The sequence below is a fragment of the Sporosarcina sp. P3 genome (assembly GCF_002743415.1).
Classification (GTDB): Bacteria; Bacillota; Bacilli; order Bacillales_A; family Planococcaceae; genus Sporosarcina; species Sporosarcina ureae_A.
Genome location: NZ_PDZE01000003.1, coordinates 176,442 through 192,076 on the forward strand (window position 1 = coordinate 176,442; position 15,635 = coordinate 192,076).

At 43.7% G+C, this 15,635-nt stretch carries 14 protein-coding genes and 1 riboswitch; of the genes, 7 read left to right on the forward strand and 7 right to left on the reverse strand.

Annotated elements, in window-relative coordinates; genetic code table 11:
• The first annotated feature begins 77 nt into the window (after nt 1-77).
• Both CSV61_RS05210 and metH read left to right on the forward strand, forming a co-directional pair.
• Nucleotides 78-1,937 (forward strand): bifunctional homocysteine S-methyltransferase/methylenetetrahydrofolate reductase, encoded by a 1,860-nt coding sequence (locus CSV61_RS05210; RefSeq protein ID WP_099638319.1) that lies wholly within the window; start codon nt 78-80, stop codon nt 1,935-1,937.
• Entirely contained in the window at nt 1,918-5,355 is a 3,438-nt protein-coding gene (gene metH, locus CSV61_RS05215) for a methionine synthase (RefSeq protein ID WP_099638320.1), read from the forward strand. Before CSV61_RS05210 ends, metH begins: the two co-directional genes overlap by 20 nt.
• Before the next feature lie 227 nt (nt 5,356-5,582).
• Here metH and CSV61_RS05220 read toward each other — a convergent pair whose 3' ends face one another.
• A complete protein-coding gene (locus CSV61_RS05220) occupies nt 5,583-5,972 on the reverse strand; it encodes a hypothetical protein (RefSeq protein ID WP_099638321.1) in 390 nt (129 codons plus the stop codon).
• Nucleotides 5,973-6,109: 137 nt separating this feature from the next.
• Nucleotides 6,110-6,310 (reverse strand): hypothetical protein, encoded by a 201-nt coding sequence (locus CSV61_RS05225; RefSeq protein WP_083034287.1) that lies wholly within the window; start codon nt 6,308-6,310, stop codon nt 6,110-6,112.
• A gap of 172 nt (nt 6,311-6,482) precedes the next feature.
• Here CSV61_RS05225 and CSV61_RS05230 point away from each other — a divergent pair, with 172 nt between their 5' ends.
• Nucleotides 6,483-6,884, forward strand: a complete 402-nt coding sequence (locus tag CSV61_RS05230) for a thiol-disulfide oxidoreductase DCC family protein (RefSeq protein WP_099638322.1) — start codon at nt 6,483-6,485, stop codon at nt 6,882-6,884.
• 99 nt (nt 6,885-6,983) lie between these two features.
• On the opposite strand, the gene CSV61_RS05235 is transcribed toward CSV61_RS05230, so the two are convergent.
• The 3 genes from CSV61_RS05235 to CSV61_RS05245 all read right to left on the reverse strand — a co-directional run bounded on the left by CSV61_RS05235 (nt 6,984) and on the right by CSV61_RS05245 (nt 10,379).
• Nucleotides 6,984-7,340 carry a DUF779 domain-containing protein gene (locus tag CSV61_RS05235; RefSeq protein WP_099638491.1) on the reverse strand — a complete coding sequence of 119 codons (357 nt, stop codon included), beginning with the start codon at nt 7,338-7,340 and terminating at the stop codon, nt 6,984-6,986.
• A 42-nt stretch (nt 7,341-7,382) separates the two neighbouring features.
• The gene (adh, locus tag CSV61_RS05240; protein WP_099638323.1) at nt 7,383-8,924 is read right to left on the reverse strand and encodes an aldehyde dehydrogenase; all 1,542 of its coding nucleotides are present in this window, start codon (nt 8,922-8,924) and stop codon (nt 7,383-7,385) included.
• A gap of 258 nt (nt 8,925-9,182) precedes the next feature.
• Nucleotides 9,183-10,379 carry a hypothetical protein gene (locus CSV61_RS05245; RefSeq protein WP_099638324.1) on the reverse strand — a complete coding sequence of 399 codons (1,197 nt, stop codon included), beginning with the start codon at nt 10,377-10,379 and terminating at the stop codon, nt 9,183-9,185.
• Nucleotides 10,380-10,571: 192 nt separating this feature from the next.
• A riboswitch (TPP riboswitch) is annotated at nt 10,572-10,674 on the forward strand.
• A 62-nt stretch (nt 10,675-10,736) separates the two neighbouring features.
• On the opposite strand from CSV61_RS05245, the gene thiM reads away from it, so the two are divergent.
• From thiM to thiW, 4 genes are read left to right on the forward strand one after another with little or no spacing between them, the layout of a single operon-like run.
• Nucleotides 10,737-11,507, forward strand: coding sequence for a hydroxyethylthiazole kinase (gene thiM, locus CSV61_RS05250; RefSeq protein ID WP_099638325.1), 771 nt, complete (start codon nt 10,737-10,739; stop codon nt 11,505-11,507).
• Nucleotides 11,508-11,526: 19 nt separating this feature from the next.
• Nucleotides 11,527-12,342 carry a bifunctional hydroxymethylpyrimidine kinase/phosphomethylpyrimidine kinase gene (gene thiD, locus CSV61_RS05255; RefSeq protein WP_099638326.1) on the forward strand — a complete coding sequence of 272 codons (816 nt, stop codon included), beginning with the start codon at nt 11,527-11,529 and terminating at the stop codon, nt 12,340-12,342.
• Complete coding sequence (gene thiE / locus CSV61_RS05260; protein ID WP_099638327.1) at nt 12,342-13,001, forward strand: thiamine phosphate synthase; 660 nt, start codon at nt 12,342-12,344, stop codon at nt 12,999-13,001. The genes thiD and thiE overlap by 1 nt, the downstream gene beginning before the upstream one ends.
• 11 nt (nt 13,002-13,012) lie before the next feature.
• Nucleotides 13,013-13,498 carry an energy coupling factor transporter S component ThiW gene (gene thiW / locus CSV61_RS05265; protein ID WP_083034294.1) on the forward strand — a complete coding sequence of 162 codons (486 nt, stop codon included), beginning with the start codon at nt 13,013-13,015 and terminating at the stop codon, nt 13,496-13,498.
• Between the two features lie 175 nt (nt 13,499-13,673).
• Here the strand turns inward: thiW and CSV61_RS05270 are convergent, their stop codons facing one another.
• Together CSV61_RS05270 and CSV61_RS05275 are read right to left on the reverse strand one after the other, a co-directional pair.
• Entirely contained in the window at nt 13,674-14,966 is a 1,293-nt protein-coding gene (locus tag CSV61_RS05270) for a D-serine ammonia-lyase (protein ID WP_099638492.1), read from the reverse strand.
• A gap of 55 nt (nt 14,967-15,021) precedes the next feature.
• On the reverse strand, nt 15,022-15,633 hold the full coding sequence (locus CSV61_RS05275; RefSeq protein ID WP_099638328.1) for a response regulator transcription factor: 612 nt from the start codon (nt 15,631-15,633) through the stop codon (nt 15,022-15,024).
• Nucleotides 15,634-15,635: the final 2 nt, after the last annotated feature.

Genomic DNA, 15,635 nt, shown 5'->3' on the forward strand with positions numbered 1-15,635 from the left:
AGTCATTGAGATTACAAAGCCTTCTACTATACTTGAAGGCTTTTTTTGATTAGAAAAAGCAAAGGGGAGATGGGATTATGTCATTGCTAGAGAAGCTACAAACAAATGTCTTAACGGCAGACGGTGCAATGGGGACTATTTTATATTCTTACGGAATTGATTACTGTTATGAAGAACTAAACGTAGAAAAGCCTGAAATTATAGAGCAAATTCACCAAGACTATATCGCAGCCGGCGCAGATATAATCCAGACAAACACTTACAGTGCGAATGCGAACAAATTAGCTCGCTATGGCTTAGAAAGTCATGTAACAGAATTCAATAAAGCGGCCATTCAAATTGCAAAGCGTGCAGCAGCGCCTGGGGGGCAATTTGTACTTGGAACAATTGGCGGCGTACGCGGCATACGTAAAAGCGATGCTACATTAAACGAAATAGAGAAAGTCGTACTAGAACAGGCCCATGCTTTATTAGCAGGTGACCCTGATGGACTTCTATTAGAGACGTATTATGATTTTGAAGAGTTATCGTCTGTTGTGACCACGTTAAAGAAAATCACGGACGTTCCATTGATTGCACAAGTTTCTATGCATGATCCGGGTGTCTTACAGAATGGGCTTTCATTAAACGATGCACTTCATCAACTCGAGTCTCTCGGTGCAGATATCGTAGGCGTCAACTGTCGCTTAGGCCCTTACCACACGATTCAAGCATTCGATAATGTTACATTACCTGACAAGGCATTTTTATCCGCCTATCCAAATGCCAGTCTTTTGGATGTAGAAGATGGACGTATTGTCTATGAATCTGAAGCAGAATACTTTGGACGCGCTGCCGTATTACTTCGTGATCAAGGCGTTCGGTTGATTGGCGGATGTTGCGGAACGACGCCTAAGCATATTAAAGCAGCTAAAACACAGTTAGCGCGGCTAGCACCTATTACAAAAAAGATTGTGCAACCGGCAAAGCCTATCGTGATTCATGAAGCAAGGCCTGTAAAACATCAACCCCTTCACGAAAAAGCCAAAACAGAGCGCACGGTGATTGTAGAACTAGATACACCACGCCACTTGGAAACTGAAGGTTATATCAAAGGGGCAAATGTGTTATATGACGCAGGCGTTGACGCTATAACAATGGCGGACAATTCACTTGCTTCTCCCCGCATTAGCAACATGGCGATGGGTTCAATCGTTAAGATGCAACATAATATCCGCCCACTTGTACATTTGACATGCCGCGATCATAATCTAATTGGCTTACAATCACATTTGATGGGACTCGATGCATTAGGCATTCACGATATCCTAGCTGTAACAGGCGATCCGACAAAAGTTGGCGACTTCCCTGGTGCCACAAGTGTCTATGATGTATCCAGCATGGAGTTATTACAATTAATCAAGAAGTTAAATGAAGGAATTTCATTCTCCGGAAAACCGTTGCGCAAGAAAGCCAGCTTCTCTATTTCGGCAGCTTTCAATCCGAACGTACGTGTAATCGATCGCGCCGTACAGCGACTCGAGAAGAAAATTGAAGCGGGTGCCGACTATTTCATCACGCAACCGGTTTATACGAAAGAAAAGATTATCGAGGTATATGAAGCAACAAAACATTTGGACACACCGATCTTCATTGGAATCATGCCGCTAACCAATATACGAAATGCCGAGTTCCTGCATCACGAAGTACCCGGTATCAAGCTTTCAGAAGAGGTGTTGGATAGAATGCGTGAGTGCGGAGATGACCGTGAAAAGTCAACCGAAACGGGTCTTGAAATCGCAAAAGAATTGATTGATACAGCAGCTCAGTATTTTAATGGGCTGTATCTCATCACACCATTCCTTCGTTACGATATGACATTAGAGTTGTATGAACACATTAAGGAAATAGACCAGCAGAAAGAGAGGGAATTAACACATGCAGAGACATCCTATTGAAGAGCAACTAGATAAACGAATCCTGATCATTGATGGTGCGATGGGGACGATGCTGCAAGCGGAAAATTTCTCAACGGAAGACTTTGGCGGAGAAGAATACGATGGGTGTAACGAATACATGAGTGTGTTACGCCCGGATGTTTTAGAGAAAATTCACGATGAGTACTTAGAAGCTGGAGCAGATATCATTTGTACGAATACATTTGGTGGTACCCCCCTTGTATTGAATGAATTTTCACTCGGGCATCGGGCAGATGAAATTAATGCAAAGTCTGTAGAGATTGCGAAAAAGAGTGCAGCAAAGTTTTCCACACCGGAATGGCCACGTTTTGTCGCAGGTGCGATTGGCCCCACGACAAAGACACTTTCGGTTACAGGCGGCATTACATTTGATGAACTATCCAACGACTTTTATGTGCAGGCTAAAGCGCTTATAGAAGCGGGCAGTGACTTAATACTGATGGAAACGAGTCAGGATATGTTGAACGTGAAGGCCGGAACAATTGGTATTAAAAAGGCGTTTGAAGAGCTTGGACGCGAAATTCCTATCATGATCTCAGGAACGATCGAACCGATGGGTACAACACTTGCAGGACAAAGTATTGAGGCGTTTTATATTTCCATTGAACACGTGCACCCTCTTTCGGTCGGTTTGAATTGTGCGACAGGTCCTGAATTCATGACCGACCACTTGCGCTCATTATCTGACTTAGCAACGAGTTATGTCACGTGTTATCCAAACGCTGGATTGCCAGATGAAGAAGGACATTATCATGAGTCCCCTGAATCTCTATCGAAAAAACTGGAAGGCTTCGCTGAAAAAGGTTGGTTAAACATGGTTGGCGGTTGCTGTGGTACAACACCTGATCATATTCGCGCAATACGTGAGGTCGTAAAAGATAAAGCACCGCGCAAAATGCCTGAGGTTTCTCATGGCCATGCCGTTTCAGGGATCGAACCGTTACTTTACGACGATACATTGCGTCCGTTATTAATTGGTGAACGTACCAACGTAATCGGTTCACGTAAGTTCAAACAATTAATTGTAGAAGAAAAATTTGAAGAGGCTTCTGAAATCGCACGCGCACAAGTAAAACGTGGTGCTCACGTATTGGATATTTGTCTCGCAAACCCTGACCGTGATGAATTGTACGATATGACTCGCTTCATGAAAGAAGTCGTAAAAAAAGTCAAAGTTCCTCTTGTCATTGACTCTACGGATGAAAATGTCATTGCGGAAGCGTTGAAGTTCTCGCAAGGTAAAGCAATCATTAACTCTATCAACTTGGAAGATGGTGAAGAACGCTTTGATGCCGTACTTCCTTTAGTGAAAAAGTACGGAGCAGCTGTCGTTGTCGGAACGATTGATGAAGTTGGAATGGCGGTGACAAGAGAACGTAAGCTGGAAGTTGCGTTGCGCTCCTATGATTTACTCGTCAATAAATGGAAGATCCCGCCGGAGGATATCATTTTTGATCCACTCGTCTTTCCTGTCGGTACCGGTGATGCGCAATACATCGGGTCAGCCGTGGAAACAATTGAAGGAATACGATTAATCAAGGAAAAACTTCCACGCACCTTAACGACTCTCGGTGTCAGCAACGTATCCTTCGGGTTACCTCCCGTCGGCCGCGAAGTGTTGAACGCTGTATACTTGTATCACTGTACACAAGCAGGTCTGGATTATGCAATTGTCAATACAGAGAAACTTGAGCGCTTTGCTTCGATTCCCGAAGCTGAAATCAAGCTGGCGAACGACTTGCTATTTTCCACTACAGATGAAACACTAGCAGACTTCACGGATTTCTATCGTGGGAAGAAAAATGAGAAGTCAGAAGATGATATACCGAAAACAGTACCTGAACGTCTCGCGTACTACGTAGTAGAAGGGACGAAAGAAGGTTTAATTCCTGACCTGGAAACAGCTTTGAAGACATACGACGCACCACTCGATATCATCAATGGTCCTTTAATGAAGGGAATGGCTGAAGTTGGACGTTTATTCAATGATAACCAACTGATTGTAGCGGAAGTTCTGCAAAGTGCTGAAGTCATGAAGGCTTCTGTTTCCTACCTTGAACAATTCATGGAGAAGAATGAAGACGATAGCGGGAAGGGCAAGATTATCCTAGCGACAGTAAAAGGTGATGTACACGATATCGGAAAAAACCTCGTAGAGATTATCTTAAGTAATAACGGGTTTAAAGTAATTGATATCGGAATCAAAGTGACTCCAGCTTCTCTAATTGAAGTGATCCGTAAAGAAAAACCAGATATTGTAGGACTGTCGGGACTTCTCGTAAAATCTGCGCAACAGATGGTATTAACGGCACAAGACTTTAAAGCAGCAGGAATCGATACGCCCGTAATGGTTGGTGGTGCCGCTTTAACGAGACGCTTCACTGAAACGAAGATCGCCCCCGAGTACGATGGCCCAGTTATTTTTGCAAAAGACGCAATGCAAGGTCTTGATTTAGCAAATCGTCTTCAAAGTACTGACAAAGGAGCGTTACTTGAAGAATTAGCGAATAGTATTGAGAAACGCGAGACGAATGACGCGATTAAAGCAAGTCGAGGTTCTACAGCAGTTGCAGTAAAGCCGCGTCCTGTGAAAACGGTACGCACTGACGTTCCTGTATTCACCCCAACTGACTTACGTAGACGGGTCGTGAAAGATTACTCGGTTGCCCACTTACATCCTTATGTAAATATGCGTACACTGATTGGACACCACTTAGGTCTACGTGGAAATGTCGATAAAATGCTCGAAAGAAAAGAGGAACGGGCAGTACAACTTCACGAGATGGTAACTGAGTTCTTAAAGTCCGATCAGATGAAAGCTTCTGGTATTTATCAATTCTTCCCTGCCCAGGCAGATGGCGATGACGTAATCATTTATGATCCAGAAGATTCAAAAACTGAAATTGAACGATTTACATTCCCTCGCCAAGAGAAGGATCCATTCCTCTGCTTGGCTGACTATTTGAAAACAGTACAAAGCGGTGAAATGGACTATGTTGCATTCATGCAAGTGACTGCCGGTAAAGGCGTTCGCGATTATGCGAATAAGCTGAAGGCAGAAGGAAAGTTTCTCGAAAGTCATGCATTCCAAGCAACTGCTTTGGAATTAGCAGAAGGCTTTGCCGAAAGGATTCACCAAGAAATCCGTGACCAATGGGGATTCCCTGATCCAACAGACTTTACGATGCTTGAACGTTTCGCAGCTAAATATCAAGGCCAGCGATTCTCATTCGGCTACCCTGCTTGTCCAAATTTAGAAGACCAAGCTAAACTCTTCCGACTCATCAAACCGGAAGATCACGGTGTCATCCTAACCGAAGAATTCATGATGGAACCGGAAGCATCTGTATCAGCAATCGTTTTCGCGCACCCTGATGCACGATACTTTAACGCATAACCCAAATGCTGAAAGCGCCGGGTTGACTCGACAGGCGTTGGAAGAACTACCCAAAAGGCGCTCCTTGCCTTTTTGGTAGTGCTGAAACGTCCCGAGAGTCTGGCGCTTGAAGCTGGATGACCCAAATGCTAAGAGCGCCGGGTAGACCCGACAAGCGTTGAGAGAACTAAAACAATCCGCCATCTCTGACATACTAGAGGTGGCGGATTGTTCATATTATAAAACGATTAGCGACATCTTCTACGACGGTGACAACCTTCGCCACCCCACATACCTCCTGCTCCTGGTCCAAATCCCGGTCCCGCTCCTGGTCCAAATCCTGGGCCTCTTCCTGGCATAATAGTAGAGCCCATAACGTCTTCAGTGGTTTCTGTATAGTAATGTTGCGGTACACCGACCACGTGATGACGATTTACATTCACGATCGGATGAATAAATGGCATTTCTTGCTTAGTGAAGCAATCGTTAAATCGATACTGTGGCGGGCATATAACAGGCTGGAAACCATGATGCTGTCCGCCTTGCATACCGTGCTGACCATGCATCCCGTGATGTGGTTGTTGTCCCCACCCTTGCTGATGATGTCCACCTGACATTCCACAATGTCTTTGATTCATTTCTCCACCTCCTTATATCCTATTACATGCAAGCTAATCGATTTGTTACGGGCTAGCGACATAGGATAGTGAAAAATAAAAAGCAATATCCTTTACCTACTTAGATAAAGGATATTGCTTTATTCATGATAGGCTAGCTACAACTCACAGTTTCTTGGTATAGAGGGCTTCTCGTAGCCTAGACTATTTTCTATTGATTCAAGCTTCTTCACAATCATTTTACACTCATTTAACGCACCATGGACCGGAGCACCTTCGCCTACCATATTCTCAGAACGTAAAAAGTCAGAGTCTCGACGCAACTCCAGCTCAGCTGGATGGATGTATTGACGTTCCATACATTTTCACCCTTTCTTCTTTATATGATATATAAGACAAAGCCAGTCTATTCATCTTCTATTATACACCAATTATCTAACAATTCAAATTAGTCAATTCGTTATTCATGAGTGAAGTGAATGCTATGTGGGTATAGTACGATATCATCTATTTTTGAAGGAGAGAATATATATGAAACGAAACAGAATTATACTATTTGATGGTGAATGTAACTTCTGTGACGCAAGCGTGCAATTTATTATTAAACGTGACCCGTACAAACACTTTTCATTCGCCTCGTTACAAGATGACGTAGGAAGAAAACTTCGGAAAGACTATCAAATTCCCGATAACGTAGATAGCTTAGTATTGATTGAAAATGGCAAAGCCTATACAAAGTCCGGTGCGGCTTTACGGATTGCAAAAAAGCTGGATGGTTTATGGCACTTGGCATTTCTATTCGTAGTCATTCCACCAGCCATCCGTGACATCGCTTACGATTATATTGCAACAAACCGATATAAATGGTTCGGCAAAAAGGAGTTATCCTGCATGCTCCCCTCACCTGAAGAACGTCAACGTTTCATCTCGTAAAGAATATATATACAGTTATACTAAAAAGACTGAAAACAAGCTCCGATGTTCCTAGAGTTGTTTTCAGTCCCGGCCTTCTTACTTAAAGGAAGGCTTTTTTCATGGAGTTAATTCTTTATATTCTTTATCAGTAAAGGCCCGAGATCTGGTTAGGAAACGTTTTCCTTCCACTCCTTCGAGCGAAAACATTCCACCTCGTCCATCGACTACGTCAATAATCAGCTGTGTATGTTTCCAGTACTCAAACTGACTTTTCATCATATAGAACGGCATACCACCGATATGACCAAGCAAGATATCCTGATTGCCTACAATCAAATCTCCATCTTCGTAACACATCGGGGATGACCCGTCACAGCAACCACCGGACTGATGAAACATCAGTGGCCCATGTTTATCTTTTAGTAACTCTATAAGAGCCAACGCTTCTTCTGTTGCGATTACTCGATCTGGCATAGGAATTCCTCCATTCACTTCGGATCCTCCAGACAGATTCGATCAAAAGAACCCTTGTTTACTTTCGTCATAGCTAACGAGCATGTTTTTCGTCTGCTGATAATGCGCTAGCATCTGCAAGTGGTTTTCACGTCCGATACCCGAAGCTTTGTAACCTCCGAAAGCAGAGTGTGCCGGATACGCATGATAGCAGTTCGTCCACACACGTCCCGCTTGGATTCCGCGTCCAAAGCGATATGCCGTATTCATATCACGTGTCCATACGCCTGAACCTAGTCCATATAATGTGTCGTTCGCAATTTCTAGCGCTTCTTCTTTATCTTTGAATGTTGTAACCGCTACTACAGGACCAAAGATTTCTTCTTGGAAGATTCTCATTTTGTTATGTCCTTTAAATACAGTCGGCTTCACATAATACCCTTCTGCTAGTTCCCCTTCGAATTTATTCTGTTCTCCTCCCGTCAGACATTCTGCACCTTCTTGTTTTCCGATATCCAAGTAAGAAAGGATTTTCTCTAGTTGTTCAGTAGATGCCTGAGCACCCATCATGACCGTTGGATCCAATGGATTTCCTGTCTTGATCGCTTTAACACGCTCGAGTGCGCGTTCCATGAACTTATCGTAAATGGATTCCTGAATTAATGCACGGGATGGACATGTACAGACCTCTCCTTGGTTCAATGCGAACATAACGAAACCTTCAATTGCCTTATCAAGGAATGCATCGTCTTCCGCCATTACATCTTCAAAGAAAATGTTCGGAGATTTCCCGCCAAGTTCCAATGTAACCGGAATTAAGTTTTGAGAAGCATACTGCATGATTAGACGGCCAGTTGTTGTTTCGCCTGTGAATGCAACCTTATTGATGCGCGGATTGGATGCCAGTGGCTTTCCTGCCTCCAGTCCGAAACCGTTGACGACGTTTAGAACTCCTGCCGGCAGCAAGTCTTCAATTAACTCAACCAATACTAATATAGAAGCGGGTGTTTGCTCGGCCGGCTTTAACACGATACAGTTTCCTGCGGCCAATGCCGGAGCAAGTTTCCAAACTGCCATCAGAATCGGGAAGTTCCAAGGAATAATCTGACCTACCACACCTAATGGCTCGTGGAAGTGGTAAGCTACCGTATCGTTATCGATTTGGCTTACTCCGCCTTCTTGCGCACGAATTGCAGAAGCAAAGTACCTGAAATGGTCTACTGCAAGTGGAAGATCAGCATTCAATGTTTCACGAACGGCTTTTCCGTTATCCCACGTTTCAGCTACAGCTAGCATTTCTAAATTCTCTTCGATACGATCGGCAATTTTCAGTAAAATATTTGAACGTTCAGTGACTGATGTCTTTCCCCATGCATCTTTTGCTGCATGAGCCGCATCTAAAGCTAGTTCAATATCTTCTTCTGTAGATCTTGCAACCTGGGTAAATACCTTTCCGGTAACTGGCGTTGAATTATCGAAATACTGGCCTTTTACTGGTGCTGTCCACTTGCCACCGATGAAGTTATCATAGCGCTTTTTGAACTGAACCTTTGAACCTTCTGTATTTGGGTTTGCATAAACCTGACTTTCTGAAGCTTGTACCATACTACGTCACACTCCCTGTTCTCTCATTTTTCTTCTATTCTAGTGCAATCGTTTTTGCACACAGAGATACTATACGAATCTCTAACTAGCTTTATGCAAATTGAATGCGCTTACATGTATTATCTTTTATTCTAGCGGAAGAATCTATTTCTTTCAACTAAATACTTTTAACAGTATTTAGTTGAAAGTATTTAGTTATTTATATAGCCGTACATAAAACTGAACAAAGCCTAAAGATAGCACTATTTTACACCTGCATTAATTACACGTCATATAACGCCAATAATTATCCCCAAGTACGCCTGTCAAATACGCTAATCCTTCACTTTCCGTACGATGTAGCGCGCGCCAGTCCTCATCATCAAGCGCTAGGTAGACTTCATGATGAGGCGCATCATTATGATAGCCAACTAGATCTAGGTTCCCTTGTTCATCCAAATGAGCTTTCATTTCGTAATGTATAGGCGGTGAGGCGGTCAGGGGATTGCCCACGTCGTGGTTGATCGCAAAATGAACTTCAGTCGAGTCCCCTTCCAACCTCTCGATTTCTATACCATCTACAGAAGCATGGTCATGACGCTTATACCGTTTCATATAATTCAATCCAATAGAAGGTCCGGTTGCTTTCGTAAATTGCAGTGCGTTGTCTTCTCCAACAAACTTTCCTTCTATATCCACACGGGTGCGGAAGCTTTCTCCTTCCGCATTGAAATCCCGATCATCCCCTGTAAAGTATGGGATTGGTGAGAAGAGATTCGGATTTTTTATGATATCTTCCTTTAAAAATGTTGTATAGCGGAACTTCCATCGCTTCACTTCTTTTTGTTTTTCCCTGTCGGCCACCGGTTTTAGTAATCGATCTCGTTGCTTAACCCGCACAGAAAAGGTATACACTTCTTCTGTTGGTTTATTATCAGGATTTGGAGGCATAATTCCTTCATACACTTTTGATACAATCGATTTACTAACATTCATTTTCTGATTGCTGTCAATCAACGGACGCGTTGCCGAAACACTGTATACCACTGGCTCCGAAGAACTTACCTCGCGATCAATAAAACGATTATCAGTAATTGTCTCGAGGTATTGACCGTTACGGTAAATATCGAACTTCTCCACATCTTTAATCCATTCCCATGAAAGGGCAATTTGCGATGAAGCGGCAATCGTTGTAATTACTAAGCGTTGTAAAGGATGTTCATCTTTCTGTACTTCTGTCAAGGCCGAAGTCTGGATCACGATTACATCTTGAACCCGTTCTTCCTCTACCCGTTCTACTGTATATTGGAAAGGATGTGACGGATCTAGCTCCCCGTCCGTAAAATTCGGAGCCGTCCCTTCATATACTTGCCGATCATTTTTATAGACACGGTAATAACCACCAATATCACTCCATGTAAACGATATATCATCCAATGAATGATCCATCTGTTGAATTTCGAATAATTTCTTCATTTGCGATCTGCTCCCTTTTATCTATTTCATCTGAAACAGTTATACGCCTTCAGATAATTATGTAACATTCAGCATATAGTTATACCTGTTCTTCTATGCGCAATCACTCATTTTCGAGTACTTCTATCTCGTTATACCAGTATTATTTTAACCTTTTTCATGTATATGATATAATGAGCTCGTCTGATACATAGCCACCACTAGGGGTGCCTTCTTTTTGGCTGAGATGCAAGTATGCAAACCCTTTGAACCTGATCTAGTACATTCTAGCGGAGGAAAGTGGGTAGTTTTCATACCCAATCGCCCATCCACGCATGGGCTTTTTGTATATATACCTTTAATAGGAGGAATAGAAACATGCAGCTTATTCAACAACTTCGTCAACAACAACCGCTCGTTCACTGCATTACAAATTTTGTAGTCGCAAATTTCCAGGCAAATGGTTTATTAGCACTAGGTGCTTCTCCTGTTATGGCGGATGCAGTAGAAGAAGCAGAAGATATCGCAAGAATTGCTGCCTGTAGTATTTTAAATATCGGTACGTTAAAGCAACAGACGGTGGATGCCATGATTCTCGCTGGAAACAGCGCTCGCGCAGCAGGGAAACCTGTCGTACTAGACCCAGTAGGTGCAGGAGCTACACCTTTTCGTAAAGCTAGCGCGTTGAAAGTGCTAGAGGAAGTCGATATTACACTGATCCGCTGTAATGAAGGAGAACTTGCTGCGATTGCAGATATCCCTTGGACCGCCAAAGGTGTCGATGCAGGTGAAGGTTCTGCAGACATCGAAGATATCGCGAAAAAGACTGCACGCAAATACAATTGTCTCGTCGCAGTATCAGGCGAAGTCGATATAGTCACGGACGGCCATTCCATGTTATCCATTACAGGCGGCCATCCCATGATGACTACCATTACGGGTACTGGGTGTTTACTCAGTTCTGTCACAGGTGCTTTTCTCGCCATAGGAATGGAAAACCCTTTGGAATCCGTAGCAGATGCACTCTCATTTTATAAACGGGCTGGTGAACAAACAGCAAAAATTTCCCGCGGGCCTGGAGACTTTGCTGTAAACTTCTTAAATACATTACATACATTGGATCGCGATTCAAAAACATTTTTGGCATAATAGACAGGAGGTTTTTCAATTGACAGTACAAGTGGCATTAACCATTGCTGGTTCGGATAGCGGAGGAGGTGCAGGAATTCAGGCTGACTTAAAGACGTTTCAGGAGCTAGGTGTATTCGGGACTTCTGCCATAACCGCAGTGACTGCTCAGAACACACACGGTGTTCACGGTGTGTATCCAATACAGACAGACGGAGTCATAGCACAAATACGTGCCGTGCTTGATGACTTTGATGTAAAAGCCTGTAAAACCGGCATGCTGTTTTCGGCAGAAATTATTACTGAAGTAGCTGCATTGTTAAAAGAATATCCGCCGATTCCTTTAGTCATTGACCCTGTCATGATTGCGAAAGGTGGACAATCTTTACTGCAACAACAAGCGATTCAAGCACTTAAAGAACATTTATTACCACTGGCTACAATTGTGACGCCAAATATACCTGAAGCGGAAGTACTGACTGGAATGGAAATACAGACAGACGAAGATATTCGGAAAGCCGCAACCGCATTTATCAACATGGGAGCGAAAGCTGTTGTCATGAAAGGCGGTCACCGCAATGACGTGCTAGATGCAAAGGATTATTACGCAGATGAGGAAGGTCAATCCTTCACAGTGACAACGCCTTGGATTCAAACCAAAGATACACATGGGACCGGATGCACATTTGCGGCAGCTTTGACGAGTTTCCTAGCAAAAGGCTGTTCCTTACCGGATGCAGTTGCCGAAGCGAAACAATTCATACAAGCTGCGATTGAACATGGCTTGAAAATCGGGTCAGGACACGGCCCAACAAATCACTGGGCATACGCTGAATTAAAAAAGGAGATGCATTAATGCGAAATATGGAAGTAAAAAAAGCATTAAGCCTTTATTTTATTATGGGCACACCGAACTCAGGAAATCAGGACCCATTGGCAATAGTAGAAGCGGCTCTTCAGGGTGGTGTCACATGTTTTCAGTTGCGTGAGAAAGGATTACATGCACTTGAAGGTGAAGCTTTACTCGGTTTTGCCAAAAAGTGTCAGGAACTCTGTAAATTGTATCGCGTTCCTTTCATCGTCAATGACGATGTGGATCTGGCATTGGCCATTCATGCAGACGGAGTTCATGTAGGACAAGACGACGAACAGGCAGACAGCGTGCGTCAGCGAATCGGTCCGGATATGTGGCTAGGTGTTTCAACTCACAATGTACAAGAAGTTCGACTTGCACAATCAATTGGCGCGGATTATATAGGACTGGGTCCGATCTATCCGACGTCAACTAAACCCGATGCTTCGGCCGTTGTAGGTACTACTCTGATAGAAGAAGTTCACGCTGTATTCCCTGATATGCCGATTGTTGCTATCGGTGGAATTACGCCATCTACTACCGGCTCTATTATCCAGGCAGGAGCAGATGGTGTAGCTGTTGTGTCTGCTATCGCTTCGGCTAAAGATCCACACTATGCAGCAAGTGATTTATCAAAGATAATTCACTCCTTGCAAGGATGAATGAGGTCCGTATGAATACACGCAAAATGGTTTTTATGACAATGTTTGTCGCAATCGCAGTTGCTGGCTCTACGTTCGTTTCATTTCCTGCCGGTATCGCCAGAGCATATCCCATACAGCATGCTGTGAATGTCATAGTAGCGATTGTAATGGGGCCGGGGGCCGCTGTTATCGTAGCGTTTATGACAGGGCTCGTACGTGTACTGACGGGAACAGGCTCACTGCTCGCATTTCCAGGTGGGATGATCGGAGCATTTTTGGCGGGCGTATTCTATCAGCGCATCAAAAAGAATTGGAGTGCCGGTATTGGTGAGGTGATCGGTACGGGTTTGATCGCGCCTTTATTTGCGGTGCCATATGCAAAAATTTTGATGGGCACAACGGTAACCGCTTTTTTCTTCCTACCTCCTTTTCTTGTGTCGACAGTGAGCGGAACTATTATAGGTCTGTTGCTAGCTCCAAGACTTTTGAAGCTGAAGCTTTTCAAAGGTTTATAGTACAACCAGGATGAAGCGGCGAGTGTCAGGATGGAATTTTGTGCATCGAAATGAATGCGATGTGCCTGTTGATTCACGATGTCTTCACGCTTCCAAATTACATATTCTTAAAGCTAAGATCCGCAGAGAATATTCCCTGCGGATCTTTTGTCGATTTCCCGGGAAATAGCATGTATTATTTCCTCGTATGATTATAATAGTCCTTCATTTCGTCTTCAGGTACCATATTCCCTCCCGTTCCCCATACGAGATGCGTTGCATATTTGGAGTCCGCCAACGGTAATTTAGACTTCGTCACTTGAACAGGCCCTATCATACCCGCCAGCGCTGAAGGTTCTAGCCATATGCCTTCACTATCCGCCAACTTTTTCAAAAGCATGAATAACGTCTGATCTTCTACCGTATAGCATCCTGTCAAGAAAGGTTCCATCGTTTTTCCGACAAATGCAGAAGCTGTGCCCACTGCTAAACCATCAGCCGCAGTTTTATTATCCAGACCAAAGCTTGCAACTGAAACTTGGTCGTGCAAACCTGTCATCATTCCAATCATCATACACGGTGAGTGTGTCGGCTCCGCGAAGAGGCAATGCACATGATCACCGAATGCCAGTTTCAGACCAAACGCCACGCCGCCTGGTCCACCCCCCACACCGCAGGGTAAATAGACGAATAATGGATGCTCTTCATCAACGGTGATATTCTGTGCTTTCAATTGTGAAGCAAGACGTTCTCCTGCTACTGCATATCCCATGAATAAATCCGTAGAGTTTTCATCATCTACAAAGTGACAAGACGGATCCGCTTCCGCCTGACGCCGGCCTTCTTCTACAGCCTTACTGTAATCATCCATATACTCCACTACATGTACGCCTTTTGAGCGCAGTAAATCCTTTTTCCATTGTTTAGCGTCAGCTGACATATGCACCGTTACATCGAAACCAAGTTTTGCACTCATAATGCCAATACTCAATCCTAGATTCCCCGTCGAGCCTACTGCGATCTTGTGCATTGCAAACAACTCACGGAATGCTGGGGTATCGAATTGGCTGTAGTCTTTTGCATTATCTAGCAACTGGCTATCTATCGCAAGTGTCTCTGCGTGCTTCAGCACTTCATAAATACCCCCACGCGCTTTAATTGAACCAGAGATTGGCAACGCATTATCTTGCTTTAATAATAGCCTGCCTGGAATATTGACAGCATACGTTGTTTCAAGTTCTCGCTTCATCATTGGAATCGGTGTCAATGGGGATTCAATAATGCCTGTATCCGTATCCGGGAAAACTTTCGCCAAATAGGGAGCAAATCTCTCTAGACGATCGCTGGCGTCAGTTATATCATCTTTTGACAGATGCGTCTTCGACAAACCCGTTGCTACCGGTTCGACGAGAGGGTTACACCATAACACTTCCTTCTTCTTGATCACACTTTGTAATAGAGGCAGTTTTACAAGCCACTCACTTTGCATGATTTTATCCACTTACCCATCACTCCCCTGTTATGAATGTATGCCTGAACAGATTTCATTCGAACCAGCCTTTTTCATTAAATAACGTAATAGCTTCAATTCGGTTACGTACGCCGAGTTTATCCAGTATCGTGGAGATGTAATTACGGACAGTTCCGGGTGATAAAAACAGTTCGGTTGCAATCTGTTTCGTAGTTTTGCCTTCCGATACCAGTTTAAGTACCTGGACTTCCCGCTCAGTCAATGGATTCTGCTCTTCTTCTTTCATATCAAATGCCATGTCGATTAATTCCGGTGCATAAATTCGACGTCCTTCAATAATAGAGTGAATCGATTTCACTAGCTCTTCAATCGGGTTGTCTTTGAGCAAATAGCCACGAACGCCTGCATTATGCGCTCGTTCGAAATAACCCGCTCTAGCAAACGTCGTTAGAATTATAATTTGGCACTCCGTATCCTGTAATTCTTCCGCTGCATCCAAACCGGTTTTAATCGGCATTTCAATATCCATTATACATACATCAGGCTGAAGACTTTTGACTAAATTCACTGCCTCCTGACCATTTTTGGCCTTGCCTACTACTTCCATATCTTCTTCCAGGTTCAACAACGACCCTAGCGCACCGAGCAGCATTCCTTGGTCTTCTGCAATTACAATGCGGATCATAA

Excerpts from the sequence above, each read along its gene's own strand:
- CSV61_RS05210 (WP_099638319.1), top strand. The coding sequence starts at position 78 with ATGTCATTGCTAGAGAAGCTACAAACAAATGTCTTAACGGCAGACGGT.
- metH (WP_099638320.1), top strand. The coding sequence starts at position 1,918 with ATGCAGAGACATCCTATTGAAGAGCAACTAGATAAACGAATCCTGATC.
- CSV61_RS05220 (WP_099638321.1), bottom strand. The coding sequence starts at position 5,972 with ATGAATCAAAGACATTGTGGAATGTCAGGTGGACATCATCAGCAAGGG.
- CSV61_RS05225 (WP_083034287.1), bottom strand. The coding sequence starts at position 6,310 with ATGGAACGTCAATACATCCATCCAGCTGAGCTGGAGTTGCGTCGAGAC.
- CSV61_RS05230 (WP_099638322.1), top strand. The coding sequence starts at position 6,483 with ATGAAACGAAACAGAATTATACTATTTGATGGTGAATGTAACTTCTGT.
- CSV61_RS05235 (WP_099638491.1), bottom strand. The coding sequence starts at position 7,340 with ATGCCAGATCGAGTAATCGCAACAGAAGAAGCGTTGGCTCTTATAGAG.
- adh (WP_099638323.1), bottom strand. The coding sequence starts at position 8,924 with ATGGTACAAGCTTCAGAAAGTCAGGTTTATGCAAACCCAAATACAGAA.
- CSV61_RS05245 (WP_099638324.1), bottom strand. The coding sequence starts at position 10,379 with ATGAAGAAATTATTCGAAATTCAACAGATGGATCATTCATTGGATGAT.
- thiM (WP_099638325.1), top strand. The coding sequence starts at position 10,737 with ATGCAGCTTATTCAACAACTTCGTCAACAACAACCGCTCGTTCACTGC.
- thiE (WP_099638327.1), top strand. The coding sequence starts at position 12,342 with ATGCGAAATATGGAAGTAAAAAAAGCATTAAGCCTTTATTTTATTATG.
- thiW (WP_083034294.1), top strand. The coding sequence starts at position 13,013 with ATGAATACACGCAAAATGGTTTTTATGACAATGTTTGTCGCAATCGCA.
- CSV61_RS05270 (WP_099638492.1), bottom strand. The coding sequence starts at position 14,966 with ATGCAAAGTGAGTGGCTTGTAAAACTGCCTCTATTACAAAGTGTGATC.
- CSV61_RS05275 (WP_099638328.1), bottom strand. The coding sequence starts at position 15,633 with ATGATCCGCATTGTAATTGCAGAAGACCAAGGAATGCTGCTCGGTGCG.